The organism is Janthinobacterium sp. GW823-FHT03B06, from assembly GCF_058796955.1.
On the sequence record NZ_JBXAJE010000002.1, the window covers coordinates 295639 to 312643 of the forward strand.

Consider the following 17005-nt stretch of genomic DNA (forward strand, 5'->3'; position numbering starts at 1 on the left):
GGCGGCACCACAGATCAGGCCGTCAGTGTCGCATCGCGCGCATTTCTTTTCGCATGCCGCTGCACCACGGGGCGAAACAGCATGGCAAAATGTAGTCACGCTGCTATCTGTCCGATGAGGGGGAAAGAGGAATGGTCGACCTGGAAGAACTACGCTATCTGGCACTGTCGTTTCCCGACACGAGCGAGGAAGAACACCACGACCGTCCAGCCTTCCGCGTGGGCGGGAAGATCTTTGCCACCCTGCCCGATGACGAGCACATCAACGTGCTGCTCGATGCGGAAGCGGCGCATATCGCCACCGTCATCACGCCATCGGGCTGCGAGAAACTCTGGTGGGGCGAACGGCTGGCCGGCATCACGGTATGCCTGGCGGACGCGGAGCTGGACATGCTGGCCGCCGCCCTGACAGCCGCCTGGCGGCGCAAGGCACCGAGCGACCTGGCCAAAACCATCGCCCCGACGGGATAGCTACATCGGCCAATTGCGCAGCAGCAAACCCACCATTTGCTGCAATTGCTCGCGCGAGACACCGGCGGCCGCCTGGATGGCCATGCCCTGCGACAAGGTCACGACAAAGCGCGCCTGCTGCTCCGGGCAGGAATCGGGCGGCAAATCCCCCTCCTCCTTGGCACGCCGCAAGCGGTCGCGCAATTTGATTTCACCGCGCAGCCGGCGCGCGAACAATTCATCGCGGATCGGCAAGGCGTCGTCGCTGCAGGCCAGCGCCGCATTGACGCCCATGCAGCCGTGCGGGCCGTCCGGCATGGTTTGCGCGTCGACATACTGCGTCAGCAGGGCTTCCACCACCTGGCGCGCCGTCGGCTGTTCCAGTGCCGCATCGAAAAACCGCATGCGCGTGTCGCTGTAGCGCTCGAGCGCCTTGTGGAACAATTGCTCCTTGTTGCCGAAGACGGCATACAGGCTGGGCCGGTTCATGCCCATGGCCTTCGTCAATTCCGGCAAGGAACTGCCCTCATAGCCCTTTTCCCAGAACACTTTCATGGCGCAATCGAGCGCCTCGTCCGCGTCGAACGTGCGTGGCCGCCCCGTTTTCGCCTTGACGACTTCCTTTTTTTTATCTTGTTTCATACCGTTCGGTAAAAAATTATTGACAACACTGTCTGCCTGCCCTGATTATATACCGACCGGTTAAAAACCTCCCGGCTTTTCAGGAACCCTATGCACACACCTTCCAACACCTCTGCCGACGATACCACCGTGGCGCCGTGGCTCGCCGTCTTATCGGTCGGCATCGGCGCCTTCGCCCTCGTCACCTCCGAATTCCTGCCCGTCGGGCTGCTGCCGGCCATGGCCGCCGAACTGACCATCAGCAAGGGCCAGGCGGGGCTGATGATCACCACGCCCGGCATCGTTGCCGCGTTCGCCGCCATCTTCGTCACCGTCGGCTCGGGCCGGCTGGACCGCCGCATCGTGCTGCTGGCGCTCACCGCCCTGCTCGTCGCCTCGAACCTGCTGGTGGCGCTGGCGCCCTCGTATGCGTGGATACTGCTGGGCCGCGCCATGCTGGGCGTGGGCGTGGGGGGGTTCTGGGCCATCGGCAGCGCCATCGGACCGCGCCTGGTGGCGCCGCAACATGCCTCGCGCGCCATGTCCATCATCTTCGCCGGCGTCTCGCTGGGCACGGTGGCGGGCGTGCCGGCCGGCGCGCTCGTGGGCGAGCTGGTGGGCTGGCGCGTGGCCTTCGGCGCGGCCAGCGCCATTGCCGTGCTGGTCTTCATCGGCCAGCTCTTGCTGCTGCCCAAGCTGCCGCCGACGCAGGCCATCCGCCTGCGCCAGTTGCCGATGATTTTCGGCATCCGCAAGGCCAGGCTGGGCCTGATCGCCACGGCCATGCTCTTCACGGGCCAGTTCGCCGCCTACACGTATATCGCGCCCTTCCTCACGCAAATCTCGCATCTGGCGGCCGGCACGGTCAGCGCCATGCTGCTCGTGTACGGCGCTTCCGGCTTCATCGGCAACCTCGTGGGGGGCTGGGGCGCCGGCCGCTACGAACGGGCCGCGCTGATGGTCACAGGCGCCGTGCTGGGCCTGTCCACCCTCGCCCTGGCCGCGTTCGGCAGCCACTCGGTGACGGCCATGCTGCTGGTGGCCGTCTGGGGCTTCGGTTTCGGCGCCATGCCGATCGCCGTCCAGACGTGGATGTTCAAGGCGGCGCCCCATTTGATGGAAGGCAGCAGCGCGCTGTTCGTTGCGATCGTGCAAGTGTCGCTGGCATCGGGCGCCTTGCTCGGCGGCATGGCCGTCGACCGGCTGGGCGTGTCGAGCGCGATGGTGGTGGGCGGCCTGTTCGCCCTCGGCTGCGCCTTGACGATCGCGCTGTTCGGAAAACCGCAGGCCGCCGCCAAGGCCGGCGCGGCGTGCCCAGCGTCGTAGGACCGTGCCTTCAGATGCGGCCGCGGCGGAATTCGCCGAGGAATTTCGTCACTTCGGCCGGCGTCATGGGCACGTCCGCATCGCCGTGATAGGCATACAGGAAGGGCGTGCCACCCAGGCGGTCCGTCAGCTTGGCAAAGAGCAAGAAGCGGCTGCCCAGCGGATAGCGCTGCAGGTCAACCAGGCGGCGCGAGCACTGCACGGCCAGTTCGGGAGAGAAGGCCTGGCCCGGCACGGGGCGGATTTCCACGCGGCTATGAATCGCGCGCGATTCGACGGCAACATGCCGGTATGCATAAGTATCACGGGCCATGCCGCCACCTTGAATGAAATAAAGGCGCCATCTTAAGCGAAGATGGCGCCTGGCGTATTACCGCGGCACGATGCGCAGCAGTCGGCCATTGTCTTCGTCCGTCAGCGCATACAGGTAGCCATCCGGTCCCTGGCGCACGTCGCGCACGCGCGCGCCGATGTCCAGGCGGTCCTGGCCCGTCACCTTGCCGTTCGCATCGACGGCGATGCGGCGGATATCCTTGGCCGCCAGGCCGCCGCTGAAGATGCTGCCGCGCCAGGCGGCGATCTTGTCGCCCGTATAGACGGCCAGCCCGGACGGGGCCGGCGACGGCACCCAGGCCACGCTGGGATTGAGCATGCCGGGCACCTCATGCTTGCCGACGGGTTCATGCGTCTTGTAGTCGGCGCCGTAGCTTTGCAGGGGCCAGCCATAGTTGCCGCCCGCCACCACCAGGTTCAGCTCGTCGCCGCCATACGGACCGTGTTCCGTGGCCCACACGCGGCCGGAAACAGGGTCGAGTGCCAGGCCCTGCACGTTGCGGTGGCCGTACGACCAGATTTCCGGCAAGCCCCCCTTGGCGGCCAGCGGATTGCCGGGCGCCGGTTTGCCGTCTTGCGTCAGGCGCAGGATGGAGCCCTGGTGCGTGGCGAGGTTTTGCGCCTGCTCGCGCGCCAGGCGGTCGCCGATGCGCAGCGGCGGATTGCCGCCGTCGGCCACGCTCATCAGCAAAGTGCCGTCCGGCAGCCACAGCAGGCGCGAACCGAAATGCTGGCCGCCGCTCTTGTCGGTCGCCACCTTGAACAGGGTCTCGATGCCCGTCACCTTCTTGCCGTCGAACACGCCGCGCACGAGCGTCGTGCGGTTCGCGTCATTGTTGCCCGTTGACACCGTCATGTAGACGCGCGGGTTCGGCTTGCCCGCATCCTGCGGATGCAGCACGATATCGAGCAGGCCGCCCTGCCCGCCCGTAAACACCGTGGGCATGCCTTCCAGTGCCACGTCCTCGAATGTCTTGCCAGTGAGCAGATGCAAGGTCCCCTGCTTGCTGGTGACGAGCGCGCGGCCCTCGCCCAGCCAGGCGATGCCCCACGGCTGGCGCACGCCCTGCGCGACGGTCTCGGCCTTCCAACCCTGTCTGGCGGCGGGCGGCTCGCCCGTGGCTTGCAGTTCGGCCCAGGCCGCTGGCGCGGCAGTCAATGCCAGTGCAAGCGCGATACCGGTACGGCGTAACTGGAACATGGCGACTCCTGTCGTTAATCGATCAATGGTTGGCGTCTCAGGCGCGCAGCAGCAGGGCCACGGCTTCTGCCGCGATGCCCTCTTCCCGCCCAAGGTAGCCCAGTTTTTCATTCGTCTTGGCCTTGATATTGACCTGGCCCACGGTCACACCGAGGTCTTCGGCCACGTTCGCGCACATGGCGGCGATGTGCGGCGCCATTTTCGGGCGCTGGGCGATGATGGTGGCGTCGATATTGCCGATGATATAACCGGTCGCTTGCACGCGGCGCACGGCTTCGCGCAGCAGGGTGCGCGAATCGGCGCCCTTGAATTGCGCGTCCGTGTCGGGGAAGTGGCGGCCGATGTCGCCCAGCGCGGCGGCGCCGAAGATGGCGTCCGTAATCGCGTGCAGCAGCACGTCCGCGTCGGAGTGGCCGAGCAAACCGAGGTGATGGGGAATTTTCACGCCGCCGATGATCAGGTCGCGGTGCTCCACCAGCGCGTGGCAGTCATAGCCCTGGCCGATGCGGAAAGGGAGGTCGGGAGTCGTTGTGTGCATGCAGGTCTTTCTGGAGTCAAGGATGGGCCAAATACAGCTCGGCCGTGTGGATGTCGCGCGGCAGGGTCACCTTCAGGTTGCGCGGGTGGCCTTCGACCAGTTTCGGTGCCAGGCCCAGCGCTTCGATGGCGCTGGCGTCGTCCGTGATCGCCAGCGGATCGGGCGCTTCGGATAGTGCCCGGTGCAGCAAGGCATAGCTGAACATTTGCGGCGTCTGCGCCAGCCAAAGATGATCGCGCGGCACCGTCTGCGCCGATACATGGGCGGGGCCGGCCCGCTTGACGGTATCGACCACGGGCAAGGCCAGCAAGCCGCCGGCCGGGTGGTCGCCCACTTCCATGATCAGCTTTTCGATCAGCGCCGGCGTCAGGCCGGGCCGGGCCGCGTCGTGCACCAGCACCTGGTCATTGGCATCGATGCTGCCGTGCAAGGCTTGCAGCCCGTTCAGGATGCTGTCCATGCGCGTGGCGCCGCCGCAGCGCAGCACGGTGACGCCATGCCCCGCGCCCTGCTCCGGCACGACGGCGTCGATCTGGCCATCCTCGGCGCTGACGACGACATAGGTGTGCGCGATCAGGGGGCTGGCGAGAAAGGCGTCGAGCGCGTGGCGCAGCATGGGTTTGCCGGCGATGGCCAAATATTGCTTGGGACTGCCCGCTTCCATGCGCGCACCCACGCCGGCGGCGGGGATCAGGGCAAAATAACGGACGGTGTTCGATGCTGCGGTCATGCCATTCCTTGTCTAGTTGGCGGGCGCTGTCTTGCCCGACAGGATGTTCTGGATTTCGCCCTTGCACGCCTTGCCCAGGCGCGCATATTCTTGCGGCGAATCGATGGCGGCCTGCAAGGTTTCCACCTTGCGCATTTCCGCCTTAATGTAGGGCAACCAGCCCGTATCGATTTCGCGCGCCAGCGCCGCCTTGGCCGTGCCGCTGGGCGCGTACAGGGGCCGCGCCTCGAAGCGTCTGGCCAGCGCGGCGCGCACGGTCTTTTCCACGCGCGGCAAGTGTTCCATATAGGTTTTCATGTGCCGCAGCTCGTGCGCGAGTATCTCATCATACGCGCACGTGCCGGGGGCAAATTCGCGGCCGATATAGATCACTACGGGCGCATATGTCAGGCTCACGGTAATCTGCGGCGCCACGCATTCATAGCCGCTGGCCGGGTCTTGCAGCATGGGACCGGCCAGCGCGATGGCCACGCGCGAATCCGTCTTCGTCAGGCCCAGCACCCAGGTGTTCGCGCGCGCCGTGCCCTTCATCACCGTCAGCGCCTTATACGGCAGATGCGTGTCGATGCTGTAGCCGTTCTGCTGCACCGTCAGCACGGACACCGTCTTGCTGATCGTGTCTTCGCAGCGCACCTGAAACGGCGTGCGCGCCTGCGCCTGCGCACCCCAGGTGACACAGGCCAGCAGCAGAAAAAGCGCCGCGCGCATGTGCGGAATCAGGCCGCTTGCCAGGCGCCGCTGGTAATCTTGTCGAGCCAGAAGATACCGATGACGGTCTTCACGTCCGTGATGGTGCCATCCCTGACCCAGTCGAGCAGCTGCGGCACGGTGGCCGTAAACGTTTCCAGGAATTCGCCCTCGTCGAGCTGGCGTTCGCCGGCCACGAGTCCCCGCGCCAGAAACAGTTCCAGGTGTTCGTCGGAATAGGCGATGGCGTTGTGGATGGTGGACACGAATTGCCAGTCGCTGGCCGTGTAGCCCGTTTCTTCCAGCAGTTCGCGCTGGGCGCAGGCCAGGTGCGACTCGCCCGCATCGATTTTACCAGCAGGAAATTCGATGAAGACCCGGTCCAGCGGATAGCGGTACTGGCGTTCCATCAGCACCGTGCCGTCGTCGAGCAGCGGCAGGATCACGACGGCGCCCGGATGCAGGACGAATTCGCGCGCCGTGATCTTGCCGTCCGGCAGTGCAACACGGTCGCGCTGCACGCGCAGGAAGCCGCCCTGGTAGACGAGCTCGCCGTCGACCTTGGTTTCAATCAATTGCGTATCAGTGGCTTGGGTATCCATACATTTCCTTATGTTCAATAAAAAACGGCGCCAGAGGCGCCGCTTTCGGAGGATGGTGCCTAGCGGCGTTTACGCAGATAACGAGTCACGAAACCTGGGAAAGCCAGCACCAGGAACAGGCATCCCGTAATGGCATAAAACTCCCACGTCTGCGGGAAACCGTTGCCGATGCGCGCTTCCAGCGCGAACGCCACGGCGCCGACGATGAAGTACAGAATCACCATCTCCAGCAGGCGCAGCGCCAGCGGCTTGCGCCAGCCCTGCTCCGCTTGCGCCGCCTTTTTCAGCGGCACGGCGGCAAACAGTTTCTCGTTCAGGAAAGGCAGGTTGGCGCCCAGGATGCCCAGGGCGATCACCAGCCAGCTCGAGGCGGTGACATCCATCGGTCAGGACGCCAGGGTCTTGGTGATGGCGGTCGCGCAGGCAGCCAGGATGCTGTTAGGCATCACACCGAGGGCCAGAACGAACACGCCGTTCAGTGCCAGCACGACGCGCATGTCGCCATGCACGACCAGCGCATTGCTGTCGGTCGGCTCGTCGAACCACATCATTTTCACGACGCGCAGGTAGTAGAAGGCGCCGATCAGCGAGAACAGCACGGCGGCGATGGTCAGCCACAGCTGGCCCGTCGCCAATACCGAAGCGAGCACCGAGTACTTGGCCATGAAGCCCATCAGCGGCGGCACGCCGGCCAGCGAGAACATGAACAGGGTCATCACCAACGCGAAGATCGGGCTGCGTTTGCCCAGGCCTTTGAAGTCGGCCAGTTCTTCAGCTTCGAAACCGTTACGTGCCAGCAACATGATCACGCCGAAGGTACCCAGGGTGGTAAACACGTAGGTGATGACGTAGTACATCGAGGCGCCGTAGGCGGTGGCTGCGCCGGCCGCGTTGAGCGTGTTGTTCGGCGCGTCGACGGTGCCCGACAGCAAGCCCAGCAGCACGAAGCCCATTTGCGCGATGGTCGAGTACGCCAACATGCGCTTCAAATTCGTTTGCGCGATGGCGGTGAAGTTACCGATCGCCAGCGACATCACGGCCAGCACCAGCAGCATCTGCTGCCAGTCATGCGCCATCGGCAGCAAGCCTTCGGCCAGCAAGCGCAGGGTGATGGCGAAAGCAGCCAGTTTCGGCGCCGCGCCCAGCAGCAGGGTCACGGCCGTCGGCGAACCTTGATACACGTCAGGCACCCACATGTGGAATGGCACGACGCCCAGTTTGAAGGCCAGGCCCGCGACCAGGAACACCAGGCCGAAGACCATGATGGTGCCGTTGGTCTTGCTGTTTTCCAGCGCCACGCGCAATTCGCCCAGGTCCAGCGTGCCGGATGCGCCGTACAGCATCGAGATACCGTACAACATGAAACCGGAAGCCAGCGCGCCCAGGATGAAGTATTTCATGGCCGCTTCCGTGGCCTTGGCATTGTCACGGCGCAGAGCGATCAGCGCGTACAGCGACAGCGACATCAGTTCCAGACCCAGGTAGATGATCAGGAAGTTGTTGGCCGAGATCATGATCATCTGGCCCAGCAGTGCAAACAGGGCCAGCACGTAGAACTCGCCGCCCAGGTTGCCCGACAGCATGCTGCGGTCGGTGGCATAGGCGCGCGAGTAGATCAGGGTCAGCGCCACGGCGCCGTACGAGAACAGTTTCAGCAACTGCGACATCGGGTCCGACACGAACATATTGTGGAACGTGTAGACGGTGGTGCCCGCGTTGAAGTCGCCCACGGTCAGCAAGGCGCAGCCGGCCAGGGTCAGCAAGGACAGCGCATAGGTGATCGAACGCTTCGCCGCAGGCAAGAACATATCGATCAGCAAGAGCGCCGACGTGGCGATCAGCAGAAAGATTTCCGCGTACAGCGGTACCAGATTAGGTGCATTAGTCATGTTATCGGTCTTCTATTTAAGGCAACTTGCTGATGGCGACATGCTGCAGCAGGTCGGCAACCGAAGTTTGCATCGTGTCGGTGAACGGGGCTGGGTACAGACCCATCACGAGCACGGCGATGGCCAGCACAGCAAGCATGAAGAATTCACGTTTGTTGATGTCGGTCAATTCGGCCACGTGCTTGTTCTTGATCTTGCCGAACACCACGCGCTTGGCCATCCACAGCGAGTACGCCGCGCCCCAGATCAATGCCGTTGCAGCCAGCAAACCGATCCAGAAGTTGTATTGCACCGCGCCCAGGATCACCATGAACTCGCCGACGAAGCCGGACGTCGCTGGCAGACCGCAGTTGGCCATCGAGAACAGCACGAAGAAGGCGGCAAATTTCGGCATGCGGTTCACGACGCCGCCGTAGTCGGCGATGTTGCGGGTATGCATGCGGTCATACAGCACGCCGATGCACAGGAACATCGCGCCGGAGATGAAGCCGTGCGAAACCATCTGCACGATACCGCCCTGCACCGAAATGTCGTTGAACATGAAGAAGCCCAGGGTGACGAAACCCATGTGCGCGATCGACGAATAGGCGACCAGTTTTTTCATGTCGGTTTGCACCAGGGCAACCAGACCGATGTAGATGACGGCGATCAGCGACAAGGCGATCATGAAGCCCGACAGGTAGTGGCTGGCGTCCGGCGTGATCGGCAGCGAAAAACGCAGGAAACCATACGCGCCCAGTTTCAGCATGATGGCGGCCAGCACGGCGGAACCGCCCGTCGGCGCTTCCACGTGGACGTCCGGCAACCACGTATGGACGGGGAACATCGGCACTTTCACGGCAAACGCCATCAGGAAGGCCAGGAAGATGAATATCTGTTCATTCATCGACAGCTTGAACGCATGCCAGGCCAGGATATCGAAGGTGCCCGACACATTGCGCAGGTAGATGATGGCAACCAGGGTCAGCAGCGAACCGAAGAAGGTGTACAGGAAGAACTTGAACGACGCGTACACGCGGTTCGAACCGCCCCAGATACCGATGATGATGAACATCGGGATCAGGGTTGCTTCAAAGAAGAAGTAGAACAGCAAGCCGTCCAGTGCGCAGAACACGCCGATCATCAGGCCCGACAGGATCAAAAACGAGCCCATGTACTGGGCGATGCGCTTCTCGATCACTTGCCAAGCCGAAATGACGACGATGACCGTGATGAAGGCCGTCAGCGGCACGAACCACAGCGACAGGCCGTCGATACCCAGCGAGTACCAGATATTGAAGGTTGCTATCCACGGCGCTTTTTCGACGAATTGCATGCCGTGCGCGGCGTTGTCGAAATGCTGGATCAGCGGCAAGGTGCACAGCATGCTGAGCACGGCGCCAGCCAGCGACAGCCAGCGGGTAAAGCCCGCTTTGCTGTCACGGCCAAGAGCCAGGATCAGGACGCCGCAAATGATCGGCACCCAGATCGACAGACTCAGGTAAGGAGGTAGTGTAGAAATCGTAGACTGCATCATGGTTCTCAGTATTCTTTTATCAGGTCAGCTTACTTAGCGGGCCAGAATGGCAGGAAATAGATCAGGAAGCCCAGCACGCCCAGGATCATCACGAATGCATAGTGATAGATGTAGCCGGTCTGCAACACTCGCGACAGCGAGGACAGCCAGGCGACAACCTTGGCGCTGCCATTGACGACGAAACCGTCGATCAGCTTCTTGTCACCGAAGTTCCACAGGCCATTACCCAGCAAGCGGGCACCGCCGGCGAACACGACTTCATTGAACTTGTCCATGTAGTACTTGTTGTCCAGCAGGGTGTGGATCGCGTGGAACTTGGCAAAGAACCAGGCCGGTACGCGCGGGTTGACCATGTAGCAGTAGTAGGCTGCCACCACGCCGGACAATGCCAGCCAGAACGGTGCCGTCGACAGGCCGTGGATCGCCATCGCCATCGCGCCGTGGAATTCATGCGACAACTCTTCCATTGCCGGATGGTTTTCGCCAACGAAGATCACGCCCTTGAAGAAATCGCCATGCAGCATCGGGCCGATCGTCAGGTAACCGATGATCAAGGAAGGGATCGCCAGCATCACCAGCGGGAACCACACGACGAACGGCGATTCATGCGGCTTCTGGCCAGGTTCCAGGCCGTGGTGCGCGTGGTCGTCTTCCTCTTCTTCATGGTGGTCGTCATGTACATCGCCGTGCGCGCCATGGGCCGCTTTCGGTGCGTGGTGGTCGTCATGACCGTGCGCGTTTGGCTGGCCGAAACGTTCCTTGCCGTGGAAGACGAGGAAATACATGCGGAACGAGTAGAAGGCGGTGACGAACACGCCAGCCAGCACGGCGAACTGGGCAAAGCCAGCGCCCCAGATGTGCGTCGCTTCGACGGCTTCGATGATGCTGTCTTTCGAGTAGAAACCGGAGAACAGCGGCGTGCCGATCAGGGCCAGCGAACCGACCAGGGAAGTGATCCAGGTGATCGGCATGTACTTGCGCAGGCCGCCCATGTTGCGGATGTCCTGGTCATGGTGCATGCCGATGATGACGGAACCGGCGCCCAGGAACAGCAGTGCCTTGAAGAATGCGTGCGTCATCAGGTGGAACACGGCCACGGAGTATGCGGACGAACCGAGCGCCACGGTCATGTAGCCGAGCTGCGACAGGGTCGAGTAAGCGACGACGCGCTTGATGTCGTTCTGGATGATGCCCAAAAAGCCCATGAACAGCGCCGTGATGGAACCGATCACCAGGATGAAGGACAGTGCCGTGTCGGACAGTTCGAACAGCGGCGACATGCGCGAGACCATGAAGATACCGGCCGTCACCATCGTTGCGGCGTGGATCAGTGCCGAAATCGGGGTAGGACCTTCCATCGAGTCAGGCAGCCACACGTGCAGCGGGAACTGCGCCGACTTGCCCATCGCGCCGATGAACAGGCAGATGCAGGCAACGGTCAGCAGGGCCCAGTCGGTGCCCGGCATCGTCAGCAGCGCCAGTTCGTCTTTCTTGGCGAACACTTCCTGGTAGTTCATGGTGCCGGCGAATGCCAGCAGCAGGCCGATGCCCAGGATGAAGCCGAAGTCGCCCACGCGGTTGACGAGGAAAGCCTTCATGTTGGCCACGATGGCCGTCGGACGCTGGTACCAGAAACCGATCAGCAGATAAGAGACCAGGCCCACGGCTTCCCAACCGAAGAACAGTTGCAGGAAGTTGTTGGCCATGACCAGCATCAGCATCGAGAACGTGAACAGCGAGATGTAGGCGAAGAAGCGGTTGTAGCCTTCGTCGTCCTTCATGTAGCCGATCGTGTAGATATGCACCATCAGGGAGACGAAGGTGACCACGCACATCATCATCGCCGACAGCGAATCGATCTGGAAGCCCACTTCCATCTTCAGGGTGCCGATCGTCATCCAGTTATAGATCGTGCCATTGAATGTCGCGCCATCCATCACTGCCAGCAGTGTCTGCACGGACAGGATGAACGCAATCAGTACGCCCAGGATCGTCGCGGTATGCGACGTCTTGCGTCCGACCAAATTACCCAGGAACTGGGTGCCAAGCAAGCCTGCAATCGCGGCACCGGCCAGCGGCGCCAGCGGTACGGCAAGAAGGAGGTTAGGGTTGAGGAGTTGCCCCGCCATGATGAACCTTAATCGTTATTATTCGAGAGATCGAGTCTGAAAAACATCAGCCTTTGAGGCTGTCCAGGTCTTCGACGTTGATGGTATCCAGATTACGGAACATCACCACCAGAATAGCCAGACCGATAGCCGACTCAGCGGCGGCAACCGTCAGGATGAAGAAAACGAAGATCTGACCGGCCGCGTCGCCCATGAAATGGGAGAACGCGATGAAATTCATATTCACCGCCAGCAGCATCAATTCGATTGCCATCAGCAATACGATGATGTTCTTGCGGTTCAGGAAAATACCGACGATCGAGATTGCGAACAGGATCGCGCCCAGGACCAGAAAATGTGTGAGCGATAATGTCATGGTGCCTCCTTAACTTCCGGCTCAGCCGCAGGACGCTCGACGACCGCGTCCATCTTGATGATCTTCAGGCGGTCGTTGCGCTTGACGCGCACGGCATCGCCTGGAGCAAAATGCTTGGTGTCCTTGCGTTTGCGCAGGGTCAGTGCGACCGCGGCAACGATGGCCACCAGCAGCACGACGGCGGCGATCTCGAAGGCGAACACGTATTTCGTGTAGATCAGCAGGCCCAGTTCCTTGGTGCCGCCCAGGTTGACGTTCACCGGTGCGACGCTAGGCGCAAAGTTGCGGAAACCGTGCCACAGGACGGCGGCCATTTCCAGCACGATGATCACGCCCACCGTCACCGACAATGGCAGATAGCCCCAGAAGCCTTCGCGCATGCGGTCGATATTGATATCGAGCATCATGACCACGAACAGGAACAGCACCATCACGGCGCCGACATACACCAACACCAGCACGATGGCCAGGAATTCAGCTTGCAGCAGCATCCAGATGCCCGCTGCCGAGAAGAAGGACAGTACCAGGAACAGTACTGCGTGGACCGGATTACGGGCCGTGATGACGCGCGTCGCTGCCAGAATCAAGATCAGCGCGAAGGCGTAAAACAAAATTGTTTTAAAGTCCATAAAAAACCCAATAGACGTACAGATGAACGAGGGGCGCGCCGCAGCTTTGGGGCTGCGGCGCATCCATCAGCGATAAGGTGCGTCGGCGGCGCGCGCAGCGGCAATGTCATTTTCATAACGATCACCTACGGCCAGCAACATCTCTTTCGTGTAATACAAATCCCCGCGTTTCTCGCCGTGGTATTCCAGGATTTGCGTCTCGACGATCGAATCGACCGGGCAGGACTCTTCGCAGAAACCGCAGAAGATGCACTTGGTCAAGTCGATATCGTAACGCGTGGTACGGCGCGAACCGTCGTCACGCTGTTCCGATTCGATCGTGATGGCCATCGCCGGGCAAACCGCTTCGCACAGTTTGCAGGCGATGCAACGTTCCTCGCCGTTCGGGTAGCGGCGCAGCGCGTGCAAGCCACGGAAACGGGGCGAGATCGGTGTCTTCTCTTCCGGGAATTGCACCGTGATCTTGCGCGAAAACATGTACTTGCCTGTCAGCGCCATGCCCTTGATCAGCTCGCCTAACAAGAGGCTGCTGAAGAAATCTTTTACCTTATCCATTCGTATGCACTCTCTTACTTCCAAATATTCCAGGATGTCTGCATCCAGGCAGCGACGAAGACCAGGTAGACCAGCGTCAACGGGATAAACACTTTCCAGCCGAGGCGCATGATCTGGTCATAACGGTAGCGTGGGAACGTACCGCGTACCCAGATGAACACCGACACGATGAAGAAGGTCTTGGCGAACAGCCAGAAGAAGCCGCCGAAACCACCCCAGAACTCAAGGAAAGCAAATGGTGCGGACCAGCCACCGAGGAACATGATCGAAGCCAGGGCGCCGATCAGGATCATGTTGGCGTATTCGGCCAGCATGAACATGGCGTAGGCCATGCCCGAGTACTCGACCATGTGGCCGGCCACGATTTCCGACTCGCCTTCGACGACGTCGAACGGGTGACGGTTGGCTTCAGCCAGGCCCGACACCAGGTAGATGACGAACATCGGCAGCAGCGGCAGCCAGTTCCACGACATGAAATTGACGCCCTTGTCGGCGAAGAAGCCGATCTGCTGGCCGCCGACGATGTCGATGAAGTTCAGGCTGCCCGAGACCATCAGCACGATGACCATCACGAAGCCCATCGGGATTTCATACGAAATCATCTGTGCCGAAGCGCGCATGGCGCCCATGAACGAGTACTTCGAGTTCGAGGCCCAGCCGGCGATGATGATGCCGTAGACTTCCATCGAGGTAATCGCCAGCAGCATCAGCAAGCCGGCGTTGACGTTGGCCAGCACGGCTTGCGGGCCGAACGGCACGACCGACCAGGCGGCCAGGGCCGGCATGATGGTCATGATCGGGCCGATCACGAACAGGCCTTTGGCGGCCTTGGACGGGATGATGATCTCTTTGAACAAGAGTTTCAGCGCATCGGCGATCGGCTGCAGCAAGCCCAGCGGACCCACGCGGTTCGGGCCCACGCGGATCTGGATCCAGCCGATCAGCTTGCGTTCCCACAAGGTCAGGTAGGCAACCAGGCCCATCAGCGGCAACAGCACGCACAGGATCTTGATCAGGGTCCAGAAGAACGGCCACGAGCCGCCCAGCAGATCCTGACCGCTGCTGTTGATGACGTTTACAAATTCAGGCAGAGCCATCAGATTTTCCCCTCTGCTGTTTCAACTGTGATGTCACCGAACATGCCGCCCAGGCTGGCCGTCGAGGCATGCGCCGCCGACACTTTGACCACATTGGCTGGCAGGCCGGCATGAAGTGCCGCCACCAGGATGGCGCTGCCGGAGCCTTGCGCCACTTTGACCTTGTCGCCCGCCTTGATGCCCAGCTTCTCGGCCAATGCTGGCGACAGATGGGCTTGCGGCACGGCGCCGTCGACCGTGCGCAGCAGCGGTTCGGAGCGGCGGACCAGCGCGTCGGCGAAGTAGATCGGCACGTCGGCGATGCGTTGCAGCGCAGGCGATGCCGGTGCGTAGCTTGCCGCTTCCGGTACGTTCTTGGCGATATTGTTCAGCTGTGCCGACAGATCGGTCACGCCAGCGCCGAACGCTTCGTCGCGGATCGCTTCCGAGGTGTCGTAGTCGAAACCGGCCAGGCCCAGGATGTTGCCCAGGACGCGCAGCACTTTCCAGGCTGGACGGGTTTCCGCCAGCGGTTTCACGGTGCCGTTGAAGCTTTGCGCGCGGCCTTCGCAGTTGACGAAGGTGCCCGAGGTTTCAGCGAACGGAGCGATCGGCAGCAAGACATCGGCGTAATCCATGCCGTGCTTGAAGGCCGACATCGCCACGACCATGTCGGCGCCATCGAGGGCGGCGCGGGCCGCTTGCGGATTGGCGGCATCGAGTTCCGGCTCGGCGTGCAGCAGCACGTAGGCTTTTTTCGGAGCAGCAAAGGCGGCTTGCACGTTGGCGCGCGGCTTGGCGACCAGGTGCGCGCCTACCGTGTTGGCCGCTTCCGTCAGGTAACCGAGCTTGGCGCCCGTCTGTTCGGCGATCCATTGCGCGACAGCATGCAGTTGCGACGCTTGGGGGTGTTGCGTTGCCGCGTTACCCAGCAGCACGGCACCGTGGTCGCCGGCCATCAGGCTGGCGGCGATGGCGACGGCCACGTCCGAAGCAACAACTGCTTCAAAACCGGCTGGCGCGGTGATTTCTTTCGCTTTAGCAACAGCGACGACCACTTCCGACAAGGCCGCCAGCCAATCACTTGGCGCGACGATCATCTTGTTGGCGATGGTGATCAGTTGATCATCGTCGGAGGCGTGCAGGATCGACAGCTTGGCGCCGCCCTTGACGGACGCGCGCAAACGCGTGGCCAGCAATGGGTGATCCTTGCGCAGGAACGAGCCGATGACGAAGGCGCGCTTGATCTGGCCAAATTCGTTGATCGGCATGCCCAGCCATGGCTTAACGCCGGCGTCCAGCGCGAAATCGGTCTGGCGCAGGCGGAAGTCGACGTGCTCGGAACCGAGGCCGTGGGCGACTTTTTGCAGCAGGACCAGCTCTTCGACGGTCGAATGCGGGGTGGCCAGCGCGGCGATGGCGTCAGCGCCATGCTCGTGCTTGATATTTTTCAAACCGTGCGCCACGTATTCCAGCGCGGTCTGCCAATCGACTTCTTTCCACTCGTTGCCTTGTTTCAGCATCGGGGACGTCAGGCGTTCGGCGCTGTCCAGCGCTTCGTACGAGAAACGGTCCTTGTCCGAGATCCAGCACTCGTTGACGGCTTCGTTTTCCAGCGGCAGTACGCGCTTGACCTTGCCAGCTTTCACTTGCACGATCAGGTTCGAACCGAGGCCGTCATGCGGGCTGACCGATTTGCGGCGCGACAGTTCCCACGTACGGGCGCTGTAGCGGAACGGCTTCGAGGTCAGTGCGCCGACCGGGCACAGGTCGATCATGTTGCCCGACAGTTCGGAGTCGACCGTCTGGCCGACAAACGACACGATTTCCGAGTGCTCGCCGCGGCCGATCATGCCCAGCTCCATCACGCCGGCCACTTCCTGGCCAAAGCGTACGCAGCGGGTGCACTGGATGCAGCGCGACATCTCTTGCATGGAGACCAGCGGACCGGCTTCCTTCGGCGTGACGACGCGCTTGTCTTCCTTGTAGCGCGATTCGCTCTTGCCGTAACCGACGGCCAAGTCTTGCAACTGGCATTCGCCGCCCTGATCGCAGATAGGGCAATCGAGCGGGTGGTTAATCAGCAAGAATTCCATGACCGACTTTTGCGCCTGCACAGCTTTATCGCTGGCGGAGCGCACGATCATGCCGGCACTGACCGGGGTCGCACAAGCGGGCAAAGGCTTGGGCGCCTTTTCCACTTCGACCAGGCACATGCGGCAGTTCGCTGCGATCGACAATTTCTTGTGATAGCAGAAGTGCGGAATGTAGGTTCCCAATTTGTTGGCGGCGTCCATCACCATGCTACCAGCAGGGACTTCGACTTTTTTGCCGTCTATTTCGATTTCAACCATGGTGATCGTTACCTG

The 17005-nt window shown here is 61.8% G+C and carries 18 protein-coding genes; 2 read left to right on the forward strand and 16 right to left on the reverse strand.

The genetic code is table 11. The features are described 5' to 3' along the window. Positions 1-131: 131 nt before the first annotated feature. The gene (locus AC1RBA_RS07200; RefSeq protein WP_046683867.1) at positions 132-470 is read left to right on the forward strand and encodes an MmcQ/YjbR family DNA-binding protein; all 339 of its coding nucleotides are present in this window, start codon (positions 132-134) and stop codon (positions 468-470) included. Here the strand turns inward: AC1RBA_RS07200 and AC1RBA_RS07205 are convergent, their stop codons facing one another. Beyond that, on the reverse strand, positions 471-1091 hold the full coding sequence (locus tag AC1RBA_RS07205; protein ID WP_492417422.1) for a TetR/AcrR family transcriptional regulator: 621 nt from the start codon (positions 1089-1091) through the stop codon (positions 471-473). A 90-nt stretch (positions 1092-1181) separates the two neighbouring features. On the opposite strand from AC1RBA_RS07205, the gene AC1RBA_RS07210 reads away from it, so the two are divergent. Continuing rightward, positions 1182-2396 carry an MFS transporter gene (locus tag AC1RBA_RS07210; RefSeq protein ID WP_492417424.1) on the forward strand — a complete coding sequence of 405 codons (1215 nt, stop codon included), beginning with the start codon at positions 1182-1184 and terminating at the stop codon, positions 2394-2396. A gap of 10 nt (positions 2397-2406) precedes the next feature. Here the strand turns inward: AC1RBA_RS07210 and AC1RBA_RS07215 are convergent, their stop codons facing one another. The 15 genes from AC1RBA_RS07215 to nuoG all read right to left on the reverse strand — a co-directional run bounded on the left by AC1RBA_RS07215 (position 2407) and on the right by nuoG (position 16990). Further along, positions 2407-2709, reverse strand: a complete 303-nt coding sequence (locus AC1RBA_RS07215; protein ID WP_492417426.1) for a hypothetical protein — start codon at positions 2707-2709, stop codon at positions 2407-2409. A 57-nt stretch (positions 2710-2766) separates the two neighbouring features. Next, the gene (locus tag AC1RBA_RS07220) at positions 2767-3930 is read right to left on the reverse strand and encodes a PQQ-dependent sugar dehydrogenase (protein WP_492417428.1); all 1164 of its coding nucleotides are present in this window, start codon (positions 3928-3930) and stop codon (positions 2767-2769) included. 37 nt (positions 3931-3967) lie between these two features. Then, on the reverse strand, positions 3968-4468 hold the full coding sequence (gene ispF, locus AC1RBA_RS07225; protein ID WP_070224100.1) for a 2-C-methyl-D-erythritol 2,4-cyclodiphosphate synthase: 501 nt from the start codon (positions 4466-4468) through the stop codon (positions 3968-3970). Positions 4469-4484: 16 nt separating this feature from the next. After that, on the reverse strand, positions 4485-5198 hold the full coding sequence (ispD, locus tag AC1RBA_RS07230) for a 2-C-methyl-D-erythritol 4-phosphate cytidylyltransferase (RefSeq protein ID WP_492417430.1): 714 nt from the start codon (positions 5196-5198) through the stop codon (positions 4485-4487). A 12-nt stretch (positions 5199-5210) separates the two neighbouring features. Then, positions 5211-5906 carry a hypothetical protein gene (locus AC1RBA_RS07235; RefSeq protein ID WP_492417432.1) on the reverse strand — a complete coding sequence of 232 codons (696 nt, stop codon included), beginning with the start codon at positions 5904-5906 and terminating at the stop codon, positions 5211-5213. Between the two features lie 8 nt (positions 5907-5914). Next, the gene (locus tag AC1RBA_RS07240; RefSeq protein WP_219307126.1) at positions 5915-6487 is read right to left on the reverse strand and encodes an NUDIX domain-containing protein; all 573 of its coding nucleotides are present in this window, start codon (positions 6485-6487) and stop codon (positions 5915-5917) included. Between the two features lie 59 nt (positions 6488-6546). Next, positions 6547-6870, reverse strand: coding sequence for a DUF2818 family protein (locus tag AC1RBA_RS07245; RefSeq protein WP_070288753.1), 324 nt, complete (start codon positions 6868-6870; stop codon positions 6547-6549). A gap of 3 nt (positions 6871-6873) precedes the next feature. Continuing rightward, entirely contained in the window at positions 6874-8376 is a 1503-nt protein-coding gene (nuoN, locus tag AC1RBA_RS07250; protein ID WP_070311353.1) for an NADH-quinone oxidoreductase subunit NuoN, read from the reverse strand. A gap of 16 nt (positions 8377-8392) precedes the next feature. After that, on the reverse strand, positions 8393-9892 hold the full coding sequence (locus AC1RBA_RS07255; RefSeq protein WP_070288755.1) for an NADH-quinone oxidoreductase subunit M: 1500 nt from the start codon (positions 9890-9892) through the stop codon (positions 8393-8395). Between the two features lie 29 nt (positions 9893-9921). Further along, complete coding sequence (gene nuoL, locus AC1RBA_RS07260; RefSeq protein WP_492417434.1) at positions 9922-12021, reverse strand: NADH-quinone oxidoreductase subunit L; 2100 nt, start codon at positions 12019-12021, stop codon at positions 9922-9924. Between the two features lie 46 nt (positions 12022-12067). After that, complete coding sequence (nuoK, locus tag AC1RBA_RS07265) at positions 12068-12376, reverse strand: NADH-quinone oxidoreductase subunit NuoK (protein WP_010399724.1); 309 nt, start codon at positions 12374-12376, stop codon at positions 12068-12070. Further along, positions 12373-13005, reverse strand: coding sequence for an NADH-quinone oxidoreductase subunit J (locus tag AC1RBA_RS07270; RefSeq protein WP_070224108.1), 633 nt, complete (start codon positions 13003-13005; stop codon positions 12373-12375). Before AC1RBA_RS07270 ends, nuoK begins: the two co-directional genes overlap by 4 nt. Before the next feature lie 66 nt (positions 13006-13071). Then, positions 13072-13560 (reverse strand): NADH-quinone oxidoreductase subunit NuoI, encoded by a 489-nt coding sequence (gene nuoI / locus AC1RBA_RS07275; protein ID WP_010399726.1) that lies wholly within the window; start codon positions 13558-13560, stop codon positions 13072-13074. Between the two features lie 14 nt (positions 13561-13574). Then, the gene (nuoH, locus tag AC1RBA_RS07280; protein ID WP_070224109.1) at positions 13575-14657 is read right to left on the reverse strand and encodes an NADH-quinone oxidoreductase subunit NuoH; all 1083 of its coding nucleotides are present in this window, start codon (positions 14655-14657) and stop codon (positions 13575-13577) included. Then, positions 14657-16990: an NADH-quinone oxidoreductase subunit NuoG gene (gene nuoG, locus AC1RBA_RS07285; RefSeq protein ID WP_492417437.1), complete on the reverse strand. Its 2334-nt coding sequence runs from the start codon at positions 16988-16990 to the stop codon at positions 14657-14659. Before nuoG ends, nuoH begins: the two co-directional genes overlap by 1 nt. Positions 16991-17005 lie beyond the last annotated feature (15 nt).

Bases quoted from the DNA above. Each gene is read 5' to 3' on its own strand.
- nuoH (WP_070224109.1), bottom strand. From the start codon at position 14,657: ATGGCTCTGCCTGAATTTGTAAACGTCATCAACAGCAGCGGTCAGGAT.
- nuoN (WP_070311353.1), bottom strand. From the start codon at position 8,376: ATGACTAATGCACCTAATCTGGTACCGCTGTACGCGGAAATCTTTCTG.
- AC1RBA_RS07220 (WP_492417428.1), bottom strand. From the start codon at position 3,930: ATGTTCCAGTTACGCCGTACCGGTATCGCGCTTGCACTGGCATTGACT.
- ispF (WP_070224100.1), bottom strand. From the start codon at position 4,468: ATGCACACAACGACTCCCGACCTCCCTTTCCGCATCGGCCAGGGCTAT.
- ispD (WP_492417430.1), bottom strand. From the start codon at position 5,198: ATGACCGCAGCATCGAACACCGTCCGTTATTTTGCCCTGATCCCCGCC.
- AC1RBA_RS07240 (WP_219307126.1), bottom strand. From the start codon at position 6,487: ATGGATACCCAAGCCACTGATACGCAATTGATTGAAACCAAGGTCGAC.
- AC1RBA_RS07235 (WP_492417432.1), bottom strand. From the start codon at position 5,906: ATGCGCGCGGCGCTTTTTCTGCTGCTGGCCTGTGTCACCTGGGGTGCG.
- AC1RBA_RS07245 (WP_070288753.1), bottom strand. From the start codon at position 6,870: ATGGATGTCACCGCCTCGAGCTGGCTGGTGATCGCCCTGGGCATCCTG.
- AC1RBA_RS07270 (WP_070224108.1), bottom strand. From the start codon at position 13,005: ATGGACTTTAAAACAATTTTGTTTTACGCCTTCGCGCTGATCTTGATT.
- nuoI (WP_010399726.1), bottom strand. From the start codon at position 13,560: ATGGATAAGGTAAAAGATTTCTTCAGCAGCCTCTTGTTAGGCGAGCTG.
- AC1RBA_RS07205 (WP_492417422.1), bottom strand. From the start codon at position 1,091: ATGAAACAAGATAAAAAAAAGGAAGTCGTCAAGGCGAAAACGGGGCGG.
- nuoL (WP_492417434.1), bottom strand. From the start codon at position 12,021: ATGGCGGGGCAACTCCTCAACCCTAACCTCCTTCTTGCCGTACCGCTG.
- AC1RBA_RS07210 (WP_492417424.1), top strand. From the start codon at position 1,182: ATGCACACACCTTCCAACACCTCTGCCGACGATACCACCGTGGCGCCG.
- nuoG (WP_492417437.1), bottom strand. From the start codon at position 16,990: ATGGTTGAAATCGAAATAGACGGCAAAAAAGTCGAAGTCCCTGCTGGT.
- nuoK (WP_010399724.1), bottom strand. From the start codon at position 12,376: ATGACATTATCGCTCACACATTTTCTGGTCCTGGGCGCGATCCTGTTC.
- AC1RBA_RS07215 (WP_492417426.1), bottom strand. From the start codon at position 2,709: ATGGCCCGTGATACTTATGCATACCGGCATGTTGCCGTCGAATCGCGC.
- AC1RBA_RS07200 (WP_046683867.1), top strand. From the start codon at position 132: ATGGTCGACCTGGAAGAACTACGCTATCTGGCACTGTCGTTTCCCGAC.
- AC1RBA_RS07255 (WP_070288755.1), bottom strand. From the start codon at position 9,892: ATGATGCAGTCTACGATTTCTACACTACCTCCTTACCTGAGTCTGTCG.